Annotated in this window: 16 protein-coding genes; 8 read left to right on the top strand and 8 right to left on the bottom strand. The window is 41.1% G+C overall.

Annotation, left to right across the window (positions count from 1 at the left end; translation table 11 throughout):
- Position 1: 1 nt before the first annotated feature.
- Positions 2–2,380, bottom strand: coding sequence for a S9 family peptidase (locus tag I5M19_RS13385; protein WP_200066835.1), 2,379 nt, complete (start codon positions 2,378–2,380; stop codon positions 2–4).
- A 72-nt stretch (positions 2,381–2,452) separates the two neighbouring features.
- Between I5M19_RS13385 and I5M19_RS13380 the strand changes: the two genes are divergently transcribed.
- On the top strand, positions 2,453–2,974 hold the full coding sequence (locus I5M19_RS13380) for a GNAT family N-acetyltransferase (protein ID WP_200066834.1): 522 nt from the start codon (positions 2,453–2,455) through the stop codon (positions 2,972–2,974).
- Here I5M19_RS13380 and I5M19_RS13375 read toward each other — a convergent pair.
- The 3 genes from I5M19_RS13375 to panC form a co-directional block, all read right to left on the bottom strand.
- Entirely contained in the window at positions 2,971–3,594 is a 624-nt protein-coding gene (locus tag I5M19_RS13375) for a thiamine phosphate synthase (protein WP_200066833.1), read from the bottom strand. The two genes, I5M19_RS13380 and I5M19_RS13375, sit on opposite strands and share 4 nt — an antisense overlap.
- 57 nt (positions 3,595–3,651) lie before the next feature.
- Positions 3,652–4,002 (bottom strand): aspartate 1-decarboxylase, encoded by a 351-nt coding sequence (gene panD, locus I5M19_RS13370; protein WP_200066832.1) that lies wholly within the window; start codon positions 4,000–4,002, stop codon positions 3,652–3,654.
- Positions 4,003–4,107: 105 nt separating this feature from the next.
- Entirely contained in the window at positions 4,108–4,941 is an 834-nt protein-coding gene (gene panC, locus I5M19_RS13365) for a pantoate--beta-alanine ligase (RefSeq protein ID WP_200066831.1), read from the bottom strand.
- Between the two features lie 153 nt (positions 4,942–5,094).
- Here panC and I5M19_RS13360 point away from each other — a divergent pair, with 153 nt between their 5' ends.
- The 4 genes from I5M19_RS13360 to I5M19_RS13345 all read left to right on the top strand — a co-directional run bounded on the left by I5M19_RS13360 (position 5,095) and on the right by I5M19_RS13345 (position 10,326).
- A complete protein-coding gene (locus I5M19_RS13360) occupies positions 5,095–5,919 on the top strand; it encodes a glycogen/starch synthase (protein WP_200066830.1) in 825 nt (274 codons plus the stop codon).
- A gap of 16 nt (positions 5,920–5,935) precedes the next feature.
- Positions 5,936–7,318: a DUF4270 domain-containing protein gene (locus I5M19_RS13355; protein ID WP_200066829.1), complete on the top strand. Its 1,383-nt coding sequence runs from the start codon at positions 5,936–5,938 to the stop codon at positions 7,316–7,318.
- A 99-nt stretch (positions 7,319–7,417) separates the two neighbouring features.
- Positions 7,418–9,253, top strand: a complete 1,836-nt coding sequence (gene glmS, locus I5M19_RS13350; protein ID WP_200066828.1) for a glutamine--fructose-6-phosphate transaminase (isomerizing) — start codon at positions 7,418–7,420, stop codon at positions 9,251–9,253.
- 137 nt (positions 9,254–9,390) lie between these two features.
- The gene (locus I5M19_RS13345; RefSeq protein WP_200066827.1) at positions 9,391–10,326 is read left to right on the top strand and encodes a hydrogen peroxide-inducible genes activator; all 936 of its coding nucleotides are present in this window, start codon (positions 9,391–9,393) and stop codon (positions 10,324–10,326) included.
- Between the two features lie 6 nt (positions 10,327–10,332).
- Here I5M19_RS13345 and I5M19_RS13340 read toward each other — a convergent pair whose 3' ends face one another.
- The 3 genes from I5M19_RS13340 to I5M19_RS13330 all read right to left on the bottom strand — a co-directional run bounded on the left by I5M19_RS13340 (position 10,333) and on the right by I5M19_RS13330 (position 12,505).
- Positions 10,333–10,731 (bottom strand): HIT family protein, encoded by a 399-nt coding sequence (locus I5M19_RS13340; protein ID WP_200066826.1) that lies wholly within the window; start codon positions 10,729–10,731, stop codon positions 10,333–10,335.
- 94 nt (positions 10,732–10,825) lie between these two features.
- A complete protein-coding gene (gene greA, locus I5M19_RS13335; protein WP_200066825.1) occupies positions 10,826–11,299 on the bottom strand; it encodes a transcription elongation factor GreA in 474 nt (157 codons plus the stop codon).
- Positions 11,300–11,566: 267 nt separating this feature from the next.
- The gene (locus I5M19_RS13330) at positions 11,567–12,505 is read right to left on the bottom strand and encodes an NAD(P)-dependent oxidoreductase (RefSeq protein WP_235985841.1); all 939 of its coding nucleotides are present in this window, start codon (positions 12,503–12,505) and stop codon (positions 11,567–11,569) included.
- A gap of 179 nt (positions 12,506–12,684) precedes the next feature.
- On the opposite strand from I5M19_RS13330, the gene I5M19_RS13325 reads away from it, so the two are divergent.
- On the top strand, positions 12,685–13,248 hold the full coding sequence (locus I5M19_RS13325; protein WP_200066823.1) for a hypothetical protein: 564 nt from the start codon (positions 12,685–12,687) through the stop codon (positions 13,246–13,248).
- A gap of 1 nt (position 13,249) precedes the next feature.
- Here the strand turns inward: I5M19_RS13325 and rsmA are convergent, their stop codons facing one another.
- The gene (gene rsmA, locus I5M19_RS13320) at positions 13,250–14,029 is read right to left on the bottom strand and encodes a 16S rRNA (adenine(1518)-N(6)/adenine(1519)-N(6))-dimethyltransferase RsmA (RefSeq protein WP_200066822.1); all 780 of its coding nucleotides are present in this window, start codon (positions 14,027–14,029) and stop codon (positions 13,250–13,252) included.
- Between the two features lie 201 nt (positions 14,030–14,230).
- Here rsmA and pdxA point away from each other — a divergent pair, with 201 nt between their 5' ends.
- Together pdxA and I5M19_RS13310 are read left to right on the top strand one after the other, a co-directional pair.
- Entirely contained in the window at positions 14,231–15,286 is a 1,056-nt protein-coding gene (pdxA, locus tag I5M19_RS13315) for a 4-hydroxythreonine-4-phosphate dehydrogenase PdxA (protein ID WP_200066821.1), read from the top strand.
- Between the two features lie 78 nt (positions 15,287–15,364).
- Positions 15,365–16,549 carry a DUF5009 domain-containing protein gene (locus tag I5M19_RS13310; protein ID WP_200066820.1) on the top strand — a complete coding sequence of 395 codons (1,185 nt, stop codon included), beginning with the start codon at positions 15,365–15,367 and terminating at the stop codon, positions 16,547–16,549.
- Positions 16,550–16,719 lie beyond the last annotated feature (170 nt).

The following is a 16,719-nucleotide window of genomic DNA, read 5'->3' as shown; positions in this document are numbered from 1 at the left end:
GCTATTTCCCTTTTAACGTGGTTTCAAATAAATTAAATATACGTTTATATTCATCTGTCCAGCTGCTGGGCTGTACAAAGCCGTGATCCTCTACCGGGTAAGGGGCAAGCCACCAGTTATCTTTATGCAATTCTATTAGTTTTTGGGTAAGCCGTACAATATCCTGAAAGTTCACATTTTGATCGACCATGCCATGCAACATCAGCAGGTGGCCTTTTAAGCCGTTGGCAAAATAGATGGGCGAGCTTTGGCGATAGGCTTTCTCGTCGGTAAATGGTTCATTCAAAATGTTCGAGGTGTAACCATGATTATAATGCGCCCAGTCGGTTACGGAACGTATGGCCGCGCCCGAGGCAAAAACATCCGGCTCGGTAAACATGGCCATCAGCGTCATAAAACCGCCATACGAGCCGCCGTACATACCCACATGTTTAGGGTTAACGCCGTACTTATCCACCAAGAGTTTTGCCCCATCCACCTGATCAGTAAGGTCGGTACCACCCATGTGGCGGTAAATGCCTGTCCGCATATCCCGGCCGTAGCCGCTGCTTGCGGTATAGTCAATATCCATTACGGTGTAGCCGTTGTCGGTGAGCAGGTTATTGAACATATACTCGCGGAAGTAATCGCTCCACCAAAAGTGCACGTTTTGTAAATAGCCCGCGCCGTGTACAAAAATTACCGCGGGTTTAGCAGGGTCGGGATTTTCAGGGCGATATAAGCGTGCGTAAATATCTTTTCTGTAACGGTTTTTGAAGCTGATCACCTCCGGAGCGCGCCAAGGGTAGGAGTTAAACTCCGCAGTTGTTGAATGGGTAACCTGTATTGCTTTAGCACCGGGTTTGTTTGGTTGCACATATAATTCCCAGGGCTTGTTAGAAAAAGAATAACGGATAGCCAGCCATTTTTCATCAGGAGAAAGCTCCACATCGTTTCCGCCTTTCATGGAGGTTAACTTAACCGGAACGCCGCCTGCTACCGGGATGCGGTAAAAATGCGTTATGCCGGGATGCTCAATATTTGCGGTAAAGTAGAATATCTTTTTATCGTTTGACAGTTGTAGTGAACGTACCTCCCAATTACCTGAGGTAAGTTGTTTCTTTTCTCCTGTAGTAACATCTGCGAGGTAAATGTGCGAGTAGCCGGTGGCTTCGCTCTGGAAATAAAAGTGTGTGTTGTCTGTCCATCCGAGGCTGCCGCCCGAGTAGGAGTTAATGCCCGGGCCGCCTATCCATGCATCATCGTGCTGGCGGTCAATCAAACTGAGCGTCCCTTTTTCGGCATTAAGCTTCATTATCCACCTGTCTTTGTTATCATCCGCGTTTACAATAACCACGGCATTTTTACCATCTTCGCTCCAAAACGGGCCGCTCATGCTTACTTCCCGGTCGGCATTCTTCTTTTTTAGCTTAGCCAGTTCTTCCGGATAGTCTTTAAAATATGCAGGGATATCTTTTATTCCCGGAATATCTTTGGATTGAATGCTGTAAACCGTATCACGCTTGGTATCAAAAATATAACTTACTGAGGTTGCCTGCGGCGCACCAACCTTTGTACGGTTTGGAATATCCTCGGTATAACCCGATGCGGTAACGTAGTCGGGAACTATGGTTCTTTTGGCACCGTCAGGAAAATCGATTAAACGGTAGGTGATGTACCTGCCATCCGGACTTAGTTCTACACCGCTCAACCTATCATCACCTATGGCTATCTCTTTAAGTTTTATAGGTTCAAAAGCTTTATGTTCCTCCTCATCCAGTTTTTCGTCTTTGTCTTTTACTTTAATAATATCAAAAAGTTCTTTTTGCTGCGTCTTTAACCAACGTTCTTCTTCGGTGCCTCCTTTGTCACCTTTTTTACGATCCCCTGACGAAGCTTTTTTTACAAAGTTAGTTAGTTGTATTAACCGGCCCTGGGTAAGGTCCATTTTAAACAAATTATTCCCTTGTGTGTACACTATACTGCTTTCATCGGCCGTATACGACGGGTTGCCTTCCCTGTCGGTGGTATTGGTTAACTGTACGGTTTTATTTGCAGAAAGATCGTAAAGAAACAGATCGCCGTTTTTTTCGAAGACCTTTTGTGAATGCTTCTTATTCCAGTTGCCGTGTTGCGGAACCATATCACGCTGCCGGGCAATACTTATTTTTTGTGGCTTTAAATTGGTCGGGGTGATAGCGAAAAGCTCGTCGCGATCTTTTGCATCCGGGTTCCAGTTAAAGTAAATATGTTTACTGTCATCGCTCCAATGAATATTAGAAGGGGCTACTCCTATCCATTTAGGATCGCGCATTATTTTTTCAACGGTTAAAGTGTCAAGGGTTTGCGCAAATACGCCTGAACATGCAAAAAGGAGGAATAAAGTAAAAAGTCTTTTCATATCGGAACAGTTTTATGGTGCAATTTAACAGTTTAGTTAATATTCCTATTTTTATTGATCGTATTGTTACAAATGGAATTAAACGGAAACGGATTTAAATTACGCACCTGGCAAGCCACAGATGCACTATCATTACAAAAAAATGCGGACAACAGGAATGTGTCGGCTTATCTGCTTGACAGGTTTCCATCGCCTTACACTTTAAAAGATGCTGATGATTTTATACGTTTAAAAATGAAAGAATCGCCGCCCACAAACTTTGCTATTGACATAAATGGCGAAGCTGCAGGAGTTATAGGACTGGATTTCAGGGAAGATGTATACAGAAAAACACCTTTAATTGGCTATTGGCTAAGTGAGCAATATTGGGGCAGGGGTATAATGCCCCAAGCAGTAAAATTAATCACCAATTATGGTTTTGCCGAATTAGATATTATATGCATACAGGCAGGTATTTTAGGCGGAAATGCGGCATCAATGCGCGTACTGGAAAAGGCTGGGTATACCAAACAGGGGATTTTAAAAAACTCGGTTATTAAACACACTGTAGTAATGGACGAACATATCTATACCACAAACGGCCCGTTGACTTAGTATATTTTTTGATAAAATTCTTTAAGTGTATGCGCAGGATCAAGCGACAGGTTAATCGCGGCAGATACCGCGATGCCATAAACACCGGTCTGCATTAAAGGTTCGGCATCCGTTAACTGCACGCCCCCTACAGCAATAACCGGAATTTCTATCGGGTGCTTTTGCAGTTGACGATACCCATCAAAACCTAAAAGAGGTTTATTATTAGGCTTGGTATCGGTATGGGCAAAGGGGCCGTAGCCGCAATAATCAACCATACCGGTATTTTGTACACGCAGCAAACTTTCTATATTAGTTGCTGACGCACCTAAAGTTTTTTCGTCGGTTATAGCTTGACGGATGGCTGCAAAATCCGCATCAAAATCTTCGATATGAACACCCTGTGCGTCAACCTTGTCCAATAAATGATAATGATTGGTGAGGATGAGTGTTGCACCCCAGTCGTCGCATATAGCTGCTACTTCATTAATCTCGGTTATCAATTCCTCGTCGCTTTTACTTAAACAGCGATACTGTATCCAGTTTGCACCGGCTTCGCAGGCTATACGGGTTTGTTCAACATGACTGCTGCCGGGCAGATCCTGTGTAAGGTAATGGAACTTTGAAATATATTTTTTCATGACGGTACGGGAATGATGTTCGCTGTGATTTCAGAGTAAGAAATAAACGTGAGAGATCTATTTGATCAGTTTATTATTTGCATCAGGGAAAATAAGTATCGGCTCGTAACCGCGTGCCTCATCTGTTTCCATATACGCGTATGACATAATGATCACGATGTCGCCAACTTGTGCCAATCTTGCAGTTGCGCCATTAAGGCATACTGTACCGCTACCACGCTCGCCTTTTATCACATATGTTTCGAACCGTGCACCATTGTTATTGTTCACGATCTGCACCTTTTCGTTAGGAATAATATTGGCTGCTTCTATCAGATCCTCGTCAATAGTAATACTGCCTACATAATTCAGTTCGGCTTGCGTTACCTTAACGCGATGTATCTTTGATTTTAATACCTCAATAATCATAATTACCTGTCATCCTTCAATAACCTTACCACTTATACTTAAACATTTGCGGCGCCGGTAAAAATGACGGTGCAAAGATACGAGTTTTGTTATAACGACCAATTACTAAGCCTTTACCACCATATTGTCTATTAAACGGGTGGCGCCTACACGTGCGGCTGTTAAGGCTACCACGTTTTTGGTATCGGCTTTAGCAGGGAGTAAAGTTTGCCCGTCGGCAAGTTCAAAATACTCCGGATCAACACCTGGCGATTGTTGCAGCATGGTAAAAGCATGGCGCTGCAAGCTATCTATGTTACCGGCATTAAAATTAACCTTTACCCAATTCAAGGTTTTTGATAAAGCAAGTGCATGCTGCCTTTCGGCAGGGCTCAGATGAATGTTACGTGAACTTAGTGCCAGGCCATCATCATCGCGCTGAATAGGGCACATAACCGGCTCAACGGAGATATGTTTTAAGGCTATCATTTGTTTTACCACTAAATATTGCTGATAATCTTTTTGACCGAGGTAAATACGTGTTGGTTTAACAATATCCAGCAGTTTATATACCACCTGCATTACACCCTGATAATGCTCCGGGCGGAACTTCCCCTCCAGCAAATGCTCCAGTTCACCAATGTTTAAATGCCAATGCTCATTATCATCATATATCTCTAAAACTTCCGGATGGAACAAAACATCGCACTTAGCCTGTGTTAATTTAGCTATATCATCGGCAATAGGGCGCGGGTAATTCTCCAGATCTTTTGAATCGTTGAATTGTGTCGGATTTACAAAGATGCTGCATATCACCAAATCGTTGTTTTTCTGCGCTTGCGTAATTAGGGCAAGGTGACCATTATGTAATGCACCCATAGTTGGCACAAAGCCTACAGAGTTGCCTGAAAAAGCCGATAAATATTTCCGGAGATCCTTTCGGGTAGTAAAAATTTTCAAAGTTGATTGTGTTGCAAAAATTTGGTAAAGGTGTGTAAATCATTAAAAATAACCAAAACATACTTGCATAATTGGTTGCCAGTTTATATAATAATGCTTATATTTGCAAACTCAAATTTTTTTGATTTCTTTAAATTTAATACTGATTAAGTGATGGCTAAATCCAAGCTTTTGTTCATAACTCATGAAATGTCTCCTTTTCTCGAACTCACAAAAATTGCCGAAATAACTCGCCAGCTTCCGCAAGCAATGCAGGAAAAAGGTTTTGAGATACGCATATTAATGCCACGTTTCGGAAATATTAACGAGCGCAGGAACCGTTTGCATGAAGTTATCCGTTTGTCGGGCATGAATATCATAATTAATGACAATGATAATCCGTTGATCATTAAAGTGGCATCGATCCCGGCAGCACGCATGCAGGTTTATTTTTTAGACAACGAAGAGTACTTTCAGCGTAAATATGTTTTTAACGATAAGGAAGGAAAATTTTATGGCGACAATGATGAGCGCATGATATTTTTCTGTAAAGGTGCGCTGGAAACGGTTAAAAAATTAGGTTGGGCACCCGATGTAATTCACTGCCATGGCTGGATGAGCGCACTTATACCTGCTTACTTAAAAACAACTTATAAAGATGACCCTACGTTTAAAAATTCAAAGGTTGTTTACTCCGTATATGAAAATGATTTTAAAGAAAAGCTGAATGCCGATTTTGCTCAGAAAGCAGTTACAGGCGATATGACCGAAGAGCACACCGCACTTTATAAAGACGGTACCAACAATGCCCTATATGCCGGTGCCATACATTATAGCGATGCTATTGTGCTGGGTAGCGAAAATATAGACGAAGATGTGTTAAATAATGTTAAAAACAGCAATAAATCGGTTTTAGAATACGTTTCCACTTCGGATTTCGAAAATTATTACAATTTTTACGACGAAATCACCAGCGAAGAATTGGTGCATGTTGCATAAAGCTTTAAAACTATATATGAAATTTTCCAAATTAGGCTTATTAACCCTGTTAATAAGTCTTTTTATTTTGAATAGCTGTAAAAACCAGGATGCCATTGGGCTGGGGGTTGATGATGCCAACCAATTACACGGAAGCATGGTTGTTGATTCCAATATTGTTATTAATACTGTATTAGAAGATACCGTATCAACAACGGGGCTTGCTAAAACACCGTTAGCCTATTTCAACGATCCGGAATTTGGCACAACTGAATCAAGTATAGCTACAGCACTTACGTTACCTGGTAATACCTCCTATACTTTACCAACCGGCGTAATAACTATTGATTCAGTAAGATTAATTTTACCTTATGCCGAAGGTTTTTATGGCGATTCGTTAACTTCAAAATTCAAGGTTGATGTACATCAGCTAAATGAGCGTTTTTTGTCAAATAAAACTTATTATAATAACAAACAATGGAATTATAATACCGATTTGCTCGGCTCAAAAACATTTACAGCCCGCCCGCATGATACCATAAGCGTATATAATATTATTAAAGGGGCACCAGATACGCTTATAAAGGTAGCACCGCAGATCAGGATCCCTATTGATCCGGCATTCCCACAATATTATTTATTTGGACCGGCCTCCCTGCGCACGTCAATAAATGCATTTCAGTCGGCGGTTATGGGTCTATATATTAACTTAGATAAAGCGCAAACTACCGGCCCCGGAGGCAATCTATTATTTACGTTAGATTCGGCAAGAGTAAGTGTTTATTACAGAACCAATAATGGCGGAACCCTGGATACCGCTGTGGTAACCATGCCGGTGCCCGCAGCTGGTCATGCTGCTCAAATAAAACATGTTTACAGTACAAAGGTGCAAACCGCTTTAAACAGTACCGCTACTACTAACTCTCTTGTTTATTTGCAAGGTTTGGCAGGCTTAAGGGCTAAGATTAGTTTTCCGGATGTAAAAAACATGTTTGATTCATTACAGAACAACGTTATTATTAACCGGGCCGAACTGGTGCTTACACCAGCCCCGGGTACTACCATCCCATATGCGCCGGCTCCTAAACTTACTATGTATCGGTTTGATCTGGCTAAACAACGTATACGTTTGCAAGATGCTTCTACAAGTGATCCGCGTGGGGTTAACGGGCCTTCGTTTTTTGGTGGTTACTACAACTCGGCCACTAATGAATATCATTTCCTGGTTACCGCTTATATACAAGATCTGATGCTTGGTAAAAGTGTTGATTATGGTACTTTTATTGCTCCGGCAGATCCGGCTTTAACAAACCTGGTAAATATTTCGCCAACGGCATCTTACCCCGATCGCGTTATTATACAAGGTAATAATTCGCCTTACAGCATAAAGCTTAATGTTATTTATACTAAAATAAAATAAGCAAGTTTATAAAATTTTATAGTTTAAAAGCGTTTATCTAATAAACGCTTTTTTGCTGCATCATAGTTATGTTTGCTGCAACACCCTAATTTGTTAATTATGTGCGGTATAGTAGGTTATATAGGTTACAGGGATGCCTATCCCATTGTTATAAAAGGTTTACATCGGTTGGAATACCGCGGGTACGATAGTGCAGGAATTGCATTAAATAATAAAGGTTTAAAAGTTTACAAAAAAGCGGGTAAGGTTAGCGATCTGGAAAATTTTGTAAAAGACATTGACCTTACAGCTACCGCGGGCATGGGGCACACCCGTTGGGCAACCCATGGCGCTCCGAGTGACCGGAATTCCCATCCGCATTCCTCTGGCGACAGAAAGCTTACTATCATCCATAATGGTATAATTGAAAACTATGTAGTACTTAAAGAAGCGCTTTTAGCAAAGGGGCATATCTTTAAAAGTGATACTGATACCGAGGTATTAATTCATTTGGTGGAGGATATTCAACAGGAAACGGGGCTGGATTTGCGCGAAGCCGTACGCCTTGCCCTTAACCGTGTTGTTGGTGCATACGCCATAGTTATAATGAGTGCTGATGCGCCCGATGAACTGATAGCCGCCCGTAAAGGCAGCCCAATGGTAATTGGTGTAGGTAAGGGGGAGTACTTCGTGGCGTCAGATGCTACTCCTATTGTAGAATACACCAAGAACGTTATTTATTTAAATGATAACGAAATAGCTTATATAAAACGCGATGACCTGCTGATAAAGAACATCGACAACACCATTCAAACTCCTTATATACAGGAGCTTGAGCTACAGCTGGAAATGCTTGAGAAGGGTGGTTTCGACCACTTTATGCTTAAGGAAATATATGAGCAGCCACGATCGATAAGAGATTGTATGAGGGGCCGTATTTACCCTAAAGAGGGTTATGTACAGTTAGGTGGCATTAAGGAGTATGTAGAAAAACTTAAAAACATTGACCGCATAATTATTGTAGCCTGCGGTACATCATGGCATGCGGGGCTTGTGGGTGAATATCTGATAGAAGAGTATGCACGTGTACCTGTGGAGGTGGAATACGCTTCAGAATTCAGGTACCGCAATCCTATTATCAGTGAAAAGGACCTGGTTATTGCCATCTCACAATCCGGAGAAACTGCAGATACCATGGCAGCTATTGAACTGGCTAAAGAAAAAGGGGCTACCATATTTGGCATTTGCAATGTAGTAGGTGCCTCAATACCACGCATTACTCATGCCGGGGTTTATACACATGCCGGACCTGAGATTGGTGTAGCATCCACCAAAGCATTTACAGCGCAGGTTACTGTGCTAACATTAATGGCTTTTTATATTGCACAGCAGCGTGGCACCATTACTCAAAGTAAATTTGTTGAATATCTTACTGAGTTGAATGAGATACCCGATCTGGTAGAAAAGGCGCTGTTATCAAACGAGCAGGTTAAAATAATAGCGGAACGTTTTAAAGACTCTACCAACTGCCTTTTCCTGGGCCGTGGCAGCTCATTTCCCGTTGCATTGGAAGGCGCATTAAAACTAAAAGAGATATCCTATATACACGCAGAGGGGTATCCTGCGGCAGAGATGAAACATGGGCCGATCGCTTTAATTGATGCTGATATGCCGGTAATATTTATAGCTACAAAAAACTCATCCTACGAGAAGGTAGTAAGTAATATACAGGAAGTAAAAGCCCGGGGCGGCCATGTGATCGCCATTGTATCTGAAGGAGATACCGATGTTAAGGAAATGGCAGAATATGTGATCGAAATTCCGCAAACTGGTGAAACTTTTGTGCCTTTGCTGGCAACCATACCGTTACAATTGCTGGCTTATCATATAGCAGTGCTGCGAGATTGTAATGTTGACCAGCCGCGTAATCTGGCGAAATCAGTTACGGTAGAATAGTTTTATTATATTATTTAAAATAGAAACGGCCCTTAATAGAGGGCCGTTTCTATTTTAAATACATCGGCTTTTACTGCATATAATAGAAAAAATCAATAAACATTTTATATTTGTATAGTTTAAATCTATTTGCCGATATGACCATTACTCAGCTTGAATATATTATTGCCGTTGATACCTACCGAAGTTTTGTAGCCGCAGCAGATAAATGTTTTGTAACCCAACCCACACTAAGCATGCAGATACAAAAACTGGAAGATACGCTGGGTGTAAAAATTTTTGACCGCAGCAAACAACCCGTTATACCAACAGAGATAGGAATTGAAATAATTGCACAGGCAAGAGTTCTGTTAGCTGAAAGTGAGAAGATAAAAGAGATCATATCCGACCGGCAAAAAGAACTTTCAGGAGAGTTAAAGGTGGGCATTATACCTACCGTATCGCCTTACATATTACCAAAAATAATACAGGGATTTGTAGCCAAATATCCTATGGTTAAATTAATAGTATGGGAGCAAACTACCGAGCAAATTATACAGCAGCTAAAGTTGGGCACGCTGGACTGCGGCATCCTGTCGACACCGCTACACGAGAGCCATTTAACGGAGATACCGGTTTTTTATGAAAATTTTGTGGCCTACGTATCAAAAAACAGCAAACTGTTTAAAAAGAAAACCATTAACCCAGATGATATTGATATGGAGGAAATGTGGGTACTTAATGAGGGGCATTGCATGCGCGAACAGGTATTGAACATTTGCCAGCGGCGTAAAGCAACCAAGGGCTACCAACACTTTGAATATAATACCGGCAGCGTGGAAACTCTTAAGCGTATGGTTGAAATGAACAATGGCGCTACAATACTCCCTGAACTTGCCCTGGCTGACATGAACGAAAAACAGCGCGATAAGGTGCGGTATTTTAAAAGTCCTGAGCCTGCAAGAGAAGTAAGCCTGGTGATACACCGGAACTTTTTAAAACGACGTATGATAGAGGCTCTTAAAAATGAGATCCTGGAGTTTGTACCTAAAAGATTGCGAAGTAAAAAGAAGAAAGAGATAATGGAAATATAACTCCCTTTATCTGTTTTTTATAGCCTCACGGATTTTTTCCATAGTTTCCTGTAACTCGTCAGGAGTAAAAGACAGTTTTGGCCGTGAAAAATTCAGATCATCTACATTATTTAGCGGAATAAGATGAATATGAGCGTGTGGTACCTCAAGACCTACAACCGCCATACCCACTTTTTTACAAGGTATAGCTGCTTTAATGCCAGTTGCCACAATTTTTGTGAATATCTGCATAGCATTATATGTCAGATCATCCAGGTCAAAAAGATAATCTATCTCTTTTTTTGGGATAACCAGCACATGACCCTCTGCTAAAGGGTTAATATCTAAAAAAGCTAAAAAATCGTTTGTTTCGGCTACTTTATACGCCGGGATTTCACCAGCAACTATTTGGGAAAATATGGTCATGTTTAAATAAGAAATTAATTCATGAAGTGTTTCGATAGATAAAAAATAAACCGGGCAGCAAAGAACAGCCATCCGGTTTATCTGTACCGTTATATTAACGGCTTATTTCAAGTATCTCGAATTCTATTTTACCTGCGGGTACTGTAATCTCGGTTTTTTCACCAACTTTTTTACCCAGTAAGCCTTGAGCTATAGGCGAAGCAACCGAAAGCTTTCCCGCCTTAAGATCTGCCTCATTTTCAGACACTAATTGATACGACATGGTGGCACCGTTTTTAAGGTTTTTTATCTTTACTATAGATAAAGCCAAAACCTTGGTAACATCCAGTTTCGACTCATCAAGCAAACGGGCATTAGCCACCGCCTGCTGCATCTGAGCAATTTTGGCTTCATGTAACCCTTGTGCTTCTTTTGCAGCATCATATTCAGCATTTTCCGAAAGATCGCCTTTATCACGGGCCTCGGCAATTGCTTTTGAAATATTAGCGCGACCTGTAGTTTTTAATTGTTGTAATTCTTCCTTTAATTTTTCTAAACCCTCTTTGGTATAGTACGATACCTCTGCCATAATACAATTATTAAGAATTTTTAATTTACGTTTACCGCCAAAAAAAACCGCCCTACTATTTTGGTGAATAGAAGAGCGTAATGGCTTTAAAAACAAACAAGACTACGTGAGCAAAGCTTCCATAGTCTTGTTTAATGTAAAACGAAGATAAGATATTTAAGTTTTAAATTCCAAATTTTTTTGGCCGGAACCGGATCTGACCAAAATTTGTTTCCACTATATATCCGCAATATCTATAGCACTTAACACTTTTAAATTCAGCATTATTTATAGGATGATTAAACGCCTATCTTCCAGTTTTTGCGCCATTACCTCGCTTATTTTACGATAGCTGTCAAATGTCCATCCGGCTACATGAGGGGTTAATATCACCTTCCCTTGTTTCCTTAAATCATCGAACCAGGTTTGCTCACCCAGGGTGGGAAATTTCTCTACTTCCAGCACATCAAGCCCTGCGCCTAATACCTTTTTTTGTTTAATAGCATTTAGTACGGCCTGAGTTTTAACTACCTTGCCACGTGAGGTATTGATCAAAAATATCGGTTTTTTAAAGTGCAGCAGGTACTCATCATCAACCAGTCCGTTTGTTTCATTAGTGAGCGGCACATGTATACTTAATACGTCACTTTTCTTCACTATTTCCTCCATACTTACCTCACGTGCGAAATTATCGCTAAACCCGGTCTTATATTTATCGTATGCTATAACCTCTGCCCCAAAACCCGACAGCTTTTTCGCGAAACTTTGCCCCATGTGACCATAGCCTATAATACCAACGGTTTTACCTTTAAGCTCGTGCCCCCGGTTACCTTCCCGGTCCCATACCCCGGCGCGTACCTGTGCATCGGCGAGGTTAATAGTATTCATTAAGTTCAACAATAAAGCTATAGCATGTTCACCTACTGCATCTGAGTTACCTTCCGGTGCGTTAATCAGCGTAATATTACGGGCTATGGCGTACGGTTCGTCAATATTGTCCATTCCGGCCCCTGCCCTGCATATAAAGCGCAGATTAGGAGCAATATCTATCGCACTTTTATCAACCAAAAACTTGGAACGTATAACCATCCCGTCGTAATTATTTAAAATGTTAAGCGCATCTGCTGCTTTGATATCCGGCTGATAGTCGCAACTGTACCCCAGGGTTTCCGCCCGTTCTATAAAAATAGGGTGTATGTCATCAACGATTAATATACTATTATTCAATGCAGTAAAAATTATATAAAGCGAACTTACAAAAATGGTGCACATTACCCATCAACCAGTAAATTTTTGACAAACAAATGCACTAATGGCACCAATAATACTATGCCTTTTATGTTTTATTAAAAATTGGCACGTTAATAGTGATAACTACAGGGAGCTTACGCCTATCAGTAATAATTATGATAATACCATTCAAAAAATCGCGCACGCAATTAAAGAATTATGCAGAGCATCTGTCGGAAGATGGATTCAAACAAATATTTAACCATATAGATCAGCTTAATATTAAAAAAGGAGTTGACCGTATGGGGCTGGATAAATTTATTAACCAGTGTGCCTATCTGGCAGCCGGATCGGGGGCGATAGCCGGATCAGGCGGTATATTGACCATGATTGTTGGTATGCCGGTTGATTTTGTGAACCTGATAACACAGCAATTCCGGGTTACCATGGCCATCACCTATTATAATAAAGGAAGTTACAAAGTAAGCTTTGAACAGTTTATGACCATTGTAGCTACGTCATTTAAGGTGGAAGCGGGGGTGGCCGTCACAAAAACCATGATGGAGGGTATTGCAGAAAAACTATTGATGATGTTTGGTGTGCGTACCGCGGAAAGATTGATACCTGTTGTTGGCGCAGCCATAGGCGGAACAACTAATTATTTATTTGTAAAACGAATGGCGGAATCAGTTAAAAAATTAAAACTGCCGGATGAGCCGGTGATAATCCAGATCAGCTGAATCAGCGGTTTTCCGCCACCGCATTTGTCAGCTTCACAAAATCCTGTACGCTTAAGCGTTCGGCACGTAGGTCGAGCGTTGGATTATCGGTCATTTTTTCTTTATTGATCAATGAGGATAACGCATTACGCAGAGTTTTGCGCCTTTGATTAAAGCCGGCCTTTACTACCTGCCAAAACAACTTTTCATCGCAGTTCAGCGTTTCAGTTTCATTACGGGTAAGGCGGATAACAGCCGAAAGCACTTTAGGTGGCGGATTAAAAACTCCGGCTTTAACTGTAAATAAATACTCTACCTGGTAGTAGGCCTGTAAAAAAACGCTTAATATGCCATATTCCTTACTGCCCGGTTTGGCGGCACAACGTTCTGCAACCTCCTTCTGGAACATACCCACTACCTCAGTTACCTGGTTGCGGTTATCCAGTACCTTAAAAAGTATCTGCGAGGAAATATTGTATGGAAAATTTCCTATCACCGCCATTTGCGGGGCAAAAGTTGCAGGAAAGTCGAGTTGCAGGAAATCAGCATTAAGCAATTTACTCCCCAGCTCCGGATATTTTTTTTGCAGAAACTCGTATGATTCAGTATCAATATCAATTAAAAAAACCTCATACTCCGTTTTTTGCAACAGGAAATCAGAAAGGATGCCCATCCCCGGGCCAACCTCAAGCACCTGCCTATATTTGTTTGCAGGGCGCAGGCTCTCCACAATTTTTGCGGCGATGTTTTTATCAGTAAGAAAATGTTGGCCTAAATGTTTTTTTGCTCTTACTAATGTCATTATCCGTTAGTTATTTAAGCAAATAAAGGCATATTTGTGCTTTATTAAGAAAATATAAACTTAAAATCTTTTTCTTTGCAGTGTGAGCTAAAGGCTAAAAGCCTAAAGCACAACGCAAATTACTATTGCCGCACAGATGCATAATTTATACGCTGAGGCACCTCAGGTTTAATACGGCATCGGGACTAAATAATAAATATCATGAGTGATAAACCCAAAATAGGAATAAGTATAGGTGATGTAAACGGCATCGGATTAGAGATCATTATTAAAACGCTGTCAGATGCTCGTATCTATGATTACTGTACGCCCATAGTTTACGGACACACTAAAGTTGCATCTTTTCATCGCCGTACAACCCATATCAACGAACTGAGTTTTAACGTAGTAAATCACCCATCGCAGGCGCAATTTAAAAAAGCAAATATGATAAACTGCTGGGAAGATGATGTACGTATTGAACTGGGGACGACCACAGCCGAGGGCGGCAAATATGCTTATCTTTCGTTACAAAAAGCTACTGACGATCTGCTAAGCGGGGCCATTGACGGTTTGGTAACTGCGCCCATCAACAAAGACAATATACAGAACGAGGAATTTAACTTCCCCGGTCATACCGAATATTTACAGGCAAGGGATAATGCGCCTGAATCCCTAATGTTTTTAGTGAGCGATACGTTGCGCGTTGGCGTAGTAACGGGACACATTCCTATTGTCAAAGTAGCTGAAAGCATTACCGGCGAAAAAATATTGGCAAAACTTAAACTGATGCATAAAAGTTTGCACGATGATTTTTGGATACGTAAACCAAAAATCGCGGTGCTGGGCCTTAATCCGCATGCCAGCGATAACGGCCTGATAGGTTCTGAGGAAAAAGAGATCATTATACCAGCCATTGAAGAAGCCCGCCTGCATGACATATTGGCCTTTGGCCCGTATGCTGCTGACGGATTTTTCGCCAACAGTACTTACCTGCAGTTTGATGCCGTACTGGCCATGTATCACGATCAGGGCTTGATACCTTTTAAACATATCGCTTTCGAGTCGGGCGTTAACTATACGGCAGGGCTTAGTTTTGTACGCACCTCGCCCGATCATGGTACGGCTTATGATATAGCAGGTAAAAACATGGCTTCAGAGATATCTTTCAGGGAAGCATTATTTACTGCTGTACATATTATTAAGCATAGAAGAGAAACGGCTGAACTGAATGCAGACCCGCTGCTTTTCTCAAAAATGAGCCGCGACAGAGACTAAGAAGTATTACCGCATAATGTTTTAATTTAATTGCCGTTAAATAAAACATTTTATCTGTAAAATACATTAGCCTGTTTAATGAGTGATTTAATTAACCGGATACGGTCAATTGATGCATTTCGTGCGGTTACCATGTTCCTGATGATTTTTGTGAATGATCTGGATGGTGTACCCAACACCCCTGAGTGGCTTAAACATGCAGGTGTTAATGCTGATGCTTTAGGTTTAGCCGATACCATATTCCCCGCATTCTTGTTTATAGTGGGACTATCCATCCCGTATGCCTTTGAAAAACGCCTTAAAAAGCATGACGGGCAAGTACCTAAACGTATTTTAACCCGCTCGTTCGCCCTTATATTTATCGGATTTTTTCATGCAAACATGGAAACCTATAACGATCCGGCAACCCTTTTGCCAAGGCCCGTATGGGAAAGCCTGGCTACATTCAGCTTTTTTTTCATTTTTTTAGACTACAGCAATCAAACATCTGCAATTAAAAGATACTTGTTGCAGGGCTTTGGCGTGGTATTACTTATAGCCATGTGTGTATTATACAAAAGTACCGACCCGGATCATCCCTGGCTGCATTTAACGTGGTGGGGCATTTTAGGACTTATAGGCTGGGCATACCTGGTTTGCGGCCTTATTTATTATTACAGCAACGGCGCTTTATGGGTACAGGCAGCAGTATGGCTGTTTTTTGTTTTTTTTAATATAGACTATCACTTTGGCTGGCTCAATTTTTTAGGATTTATACATCAATATGTATGGATATCAGGCAACGGTGCCATGCAGGCATTTACTATGGCTGGTGTGTTTACCTCGGTAATGTACATCCGGCTTCGTCAACAAAAAGAAATTAAAATGTTTTGGGCGGGGCTGCTGGTAATAGCAATAATACTCTTTAACCTGGGTTTTATAGTACGTTATTTTAGCGGGGGCATCTCTAAAATACGAGACACCCCTTCTTGGGTGCTTATTTGTACGGGTATTAGTTTGGTATTGTATGCGGTATTTGCCTTTGTGGTTGATTATAAGCATAAATACCATTGGTTTAAACCTATTGAGCCCGCAGGTACCAATACCTTTACCTGTTATATATTACCATACCTGTTTTACCCCATGTATGAAATGACTGACCTTGCTTACCCCGAATACCTTGATCAGGGCATAGGCGGAATTATACGCTGCCTGGTTTTCGCTTTTTTGATAGTACAGCTAACCGGATTGCTGGATAAGGTGAATATACGATTGAGAATATGAGGGAGAGAACCACCACACTTCACATTACTATTTCAAGCATTCCTGTGATATGAGTTCTTAAAGCACCTGTGTCGACAATTAAGACGGGAGTAAATCATTCCCCGAAAACCAAAATAAAAAAACACTTTTCTGTTTTAGTAATTTTCCATACATTTGCGGGCTAATTGTTG

Origin of the sequence: Mucilaginibacter segetis, from assembly GCF_016522075.1 — a bacterium.
GTDB classification, from domain to species: domain Bacteria; phylum Bacteroidota; class Bacteroidia; order Sphingobacteriales; family Sphingobacteriaceae; genus Mucilaginibacter; species Mucilaginibacter segetis.
Note: the sequence above shows the minus strand (reverse complement) of the source record. Positions and strands in the feature narration are given on the sequence as shown.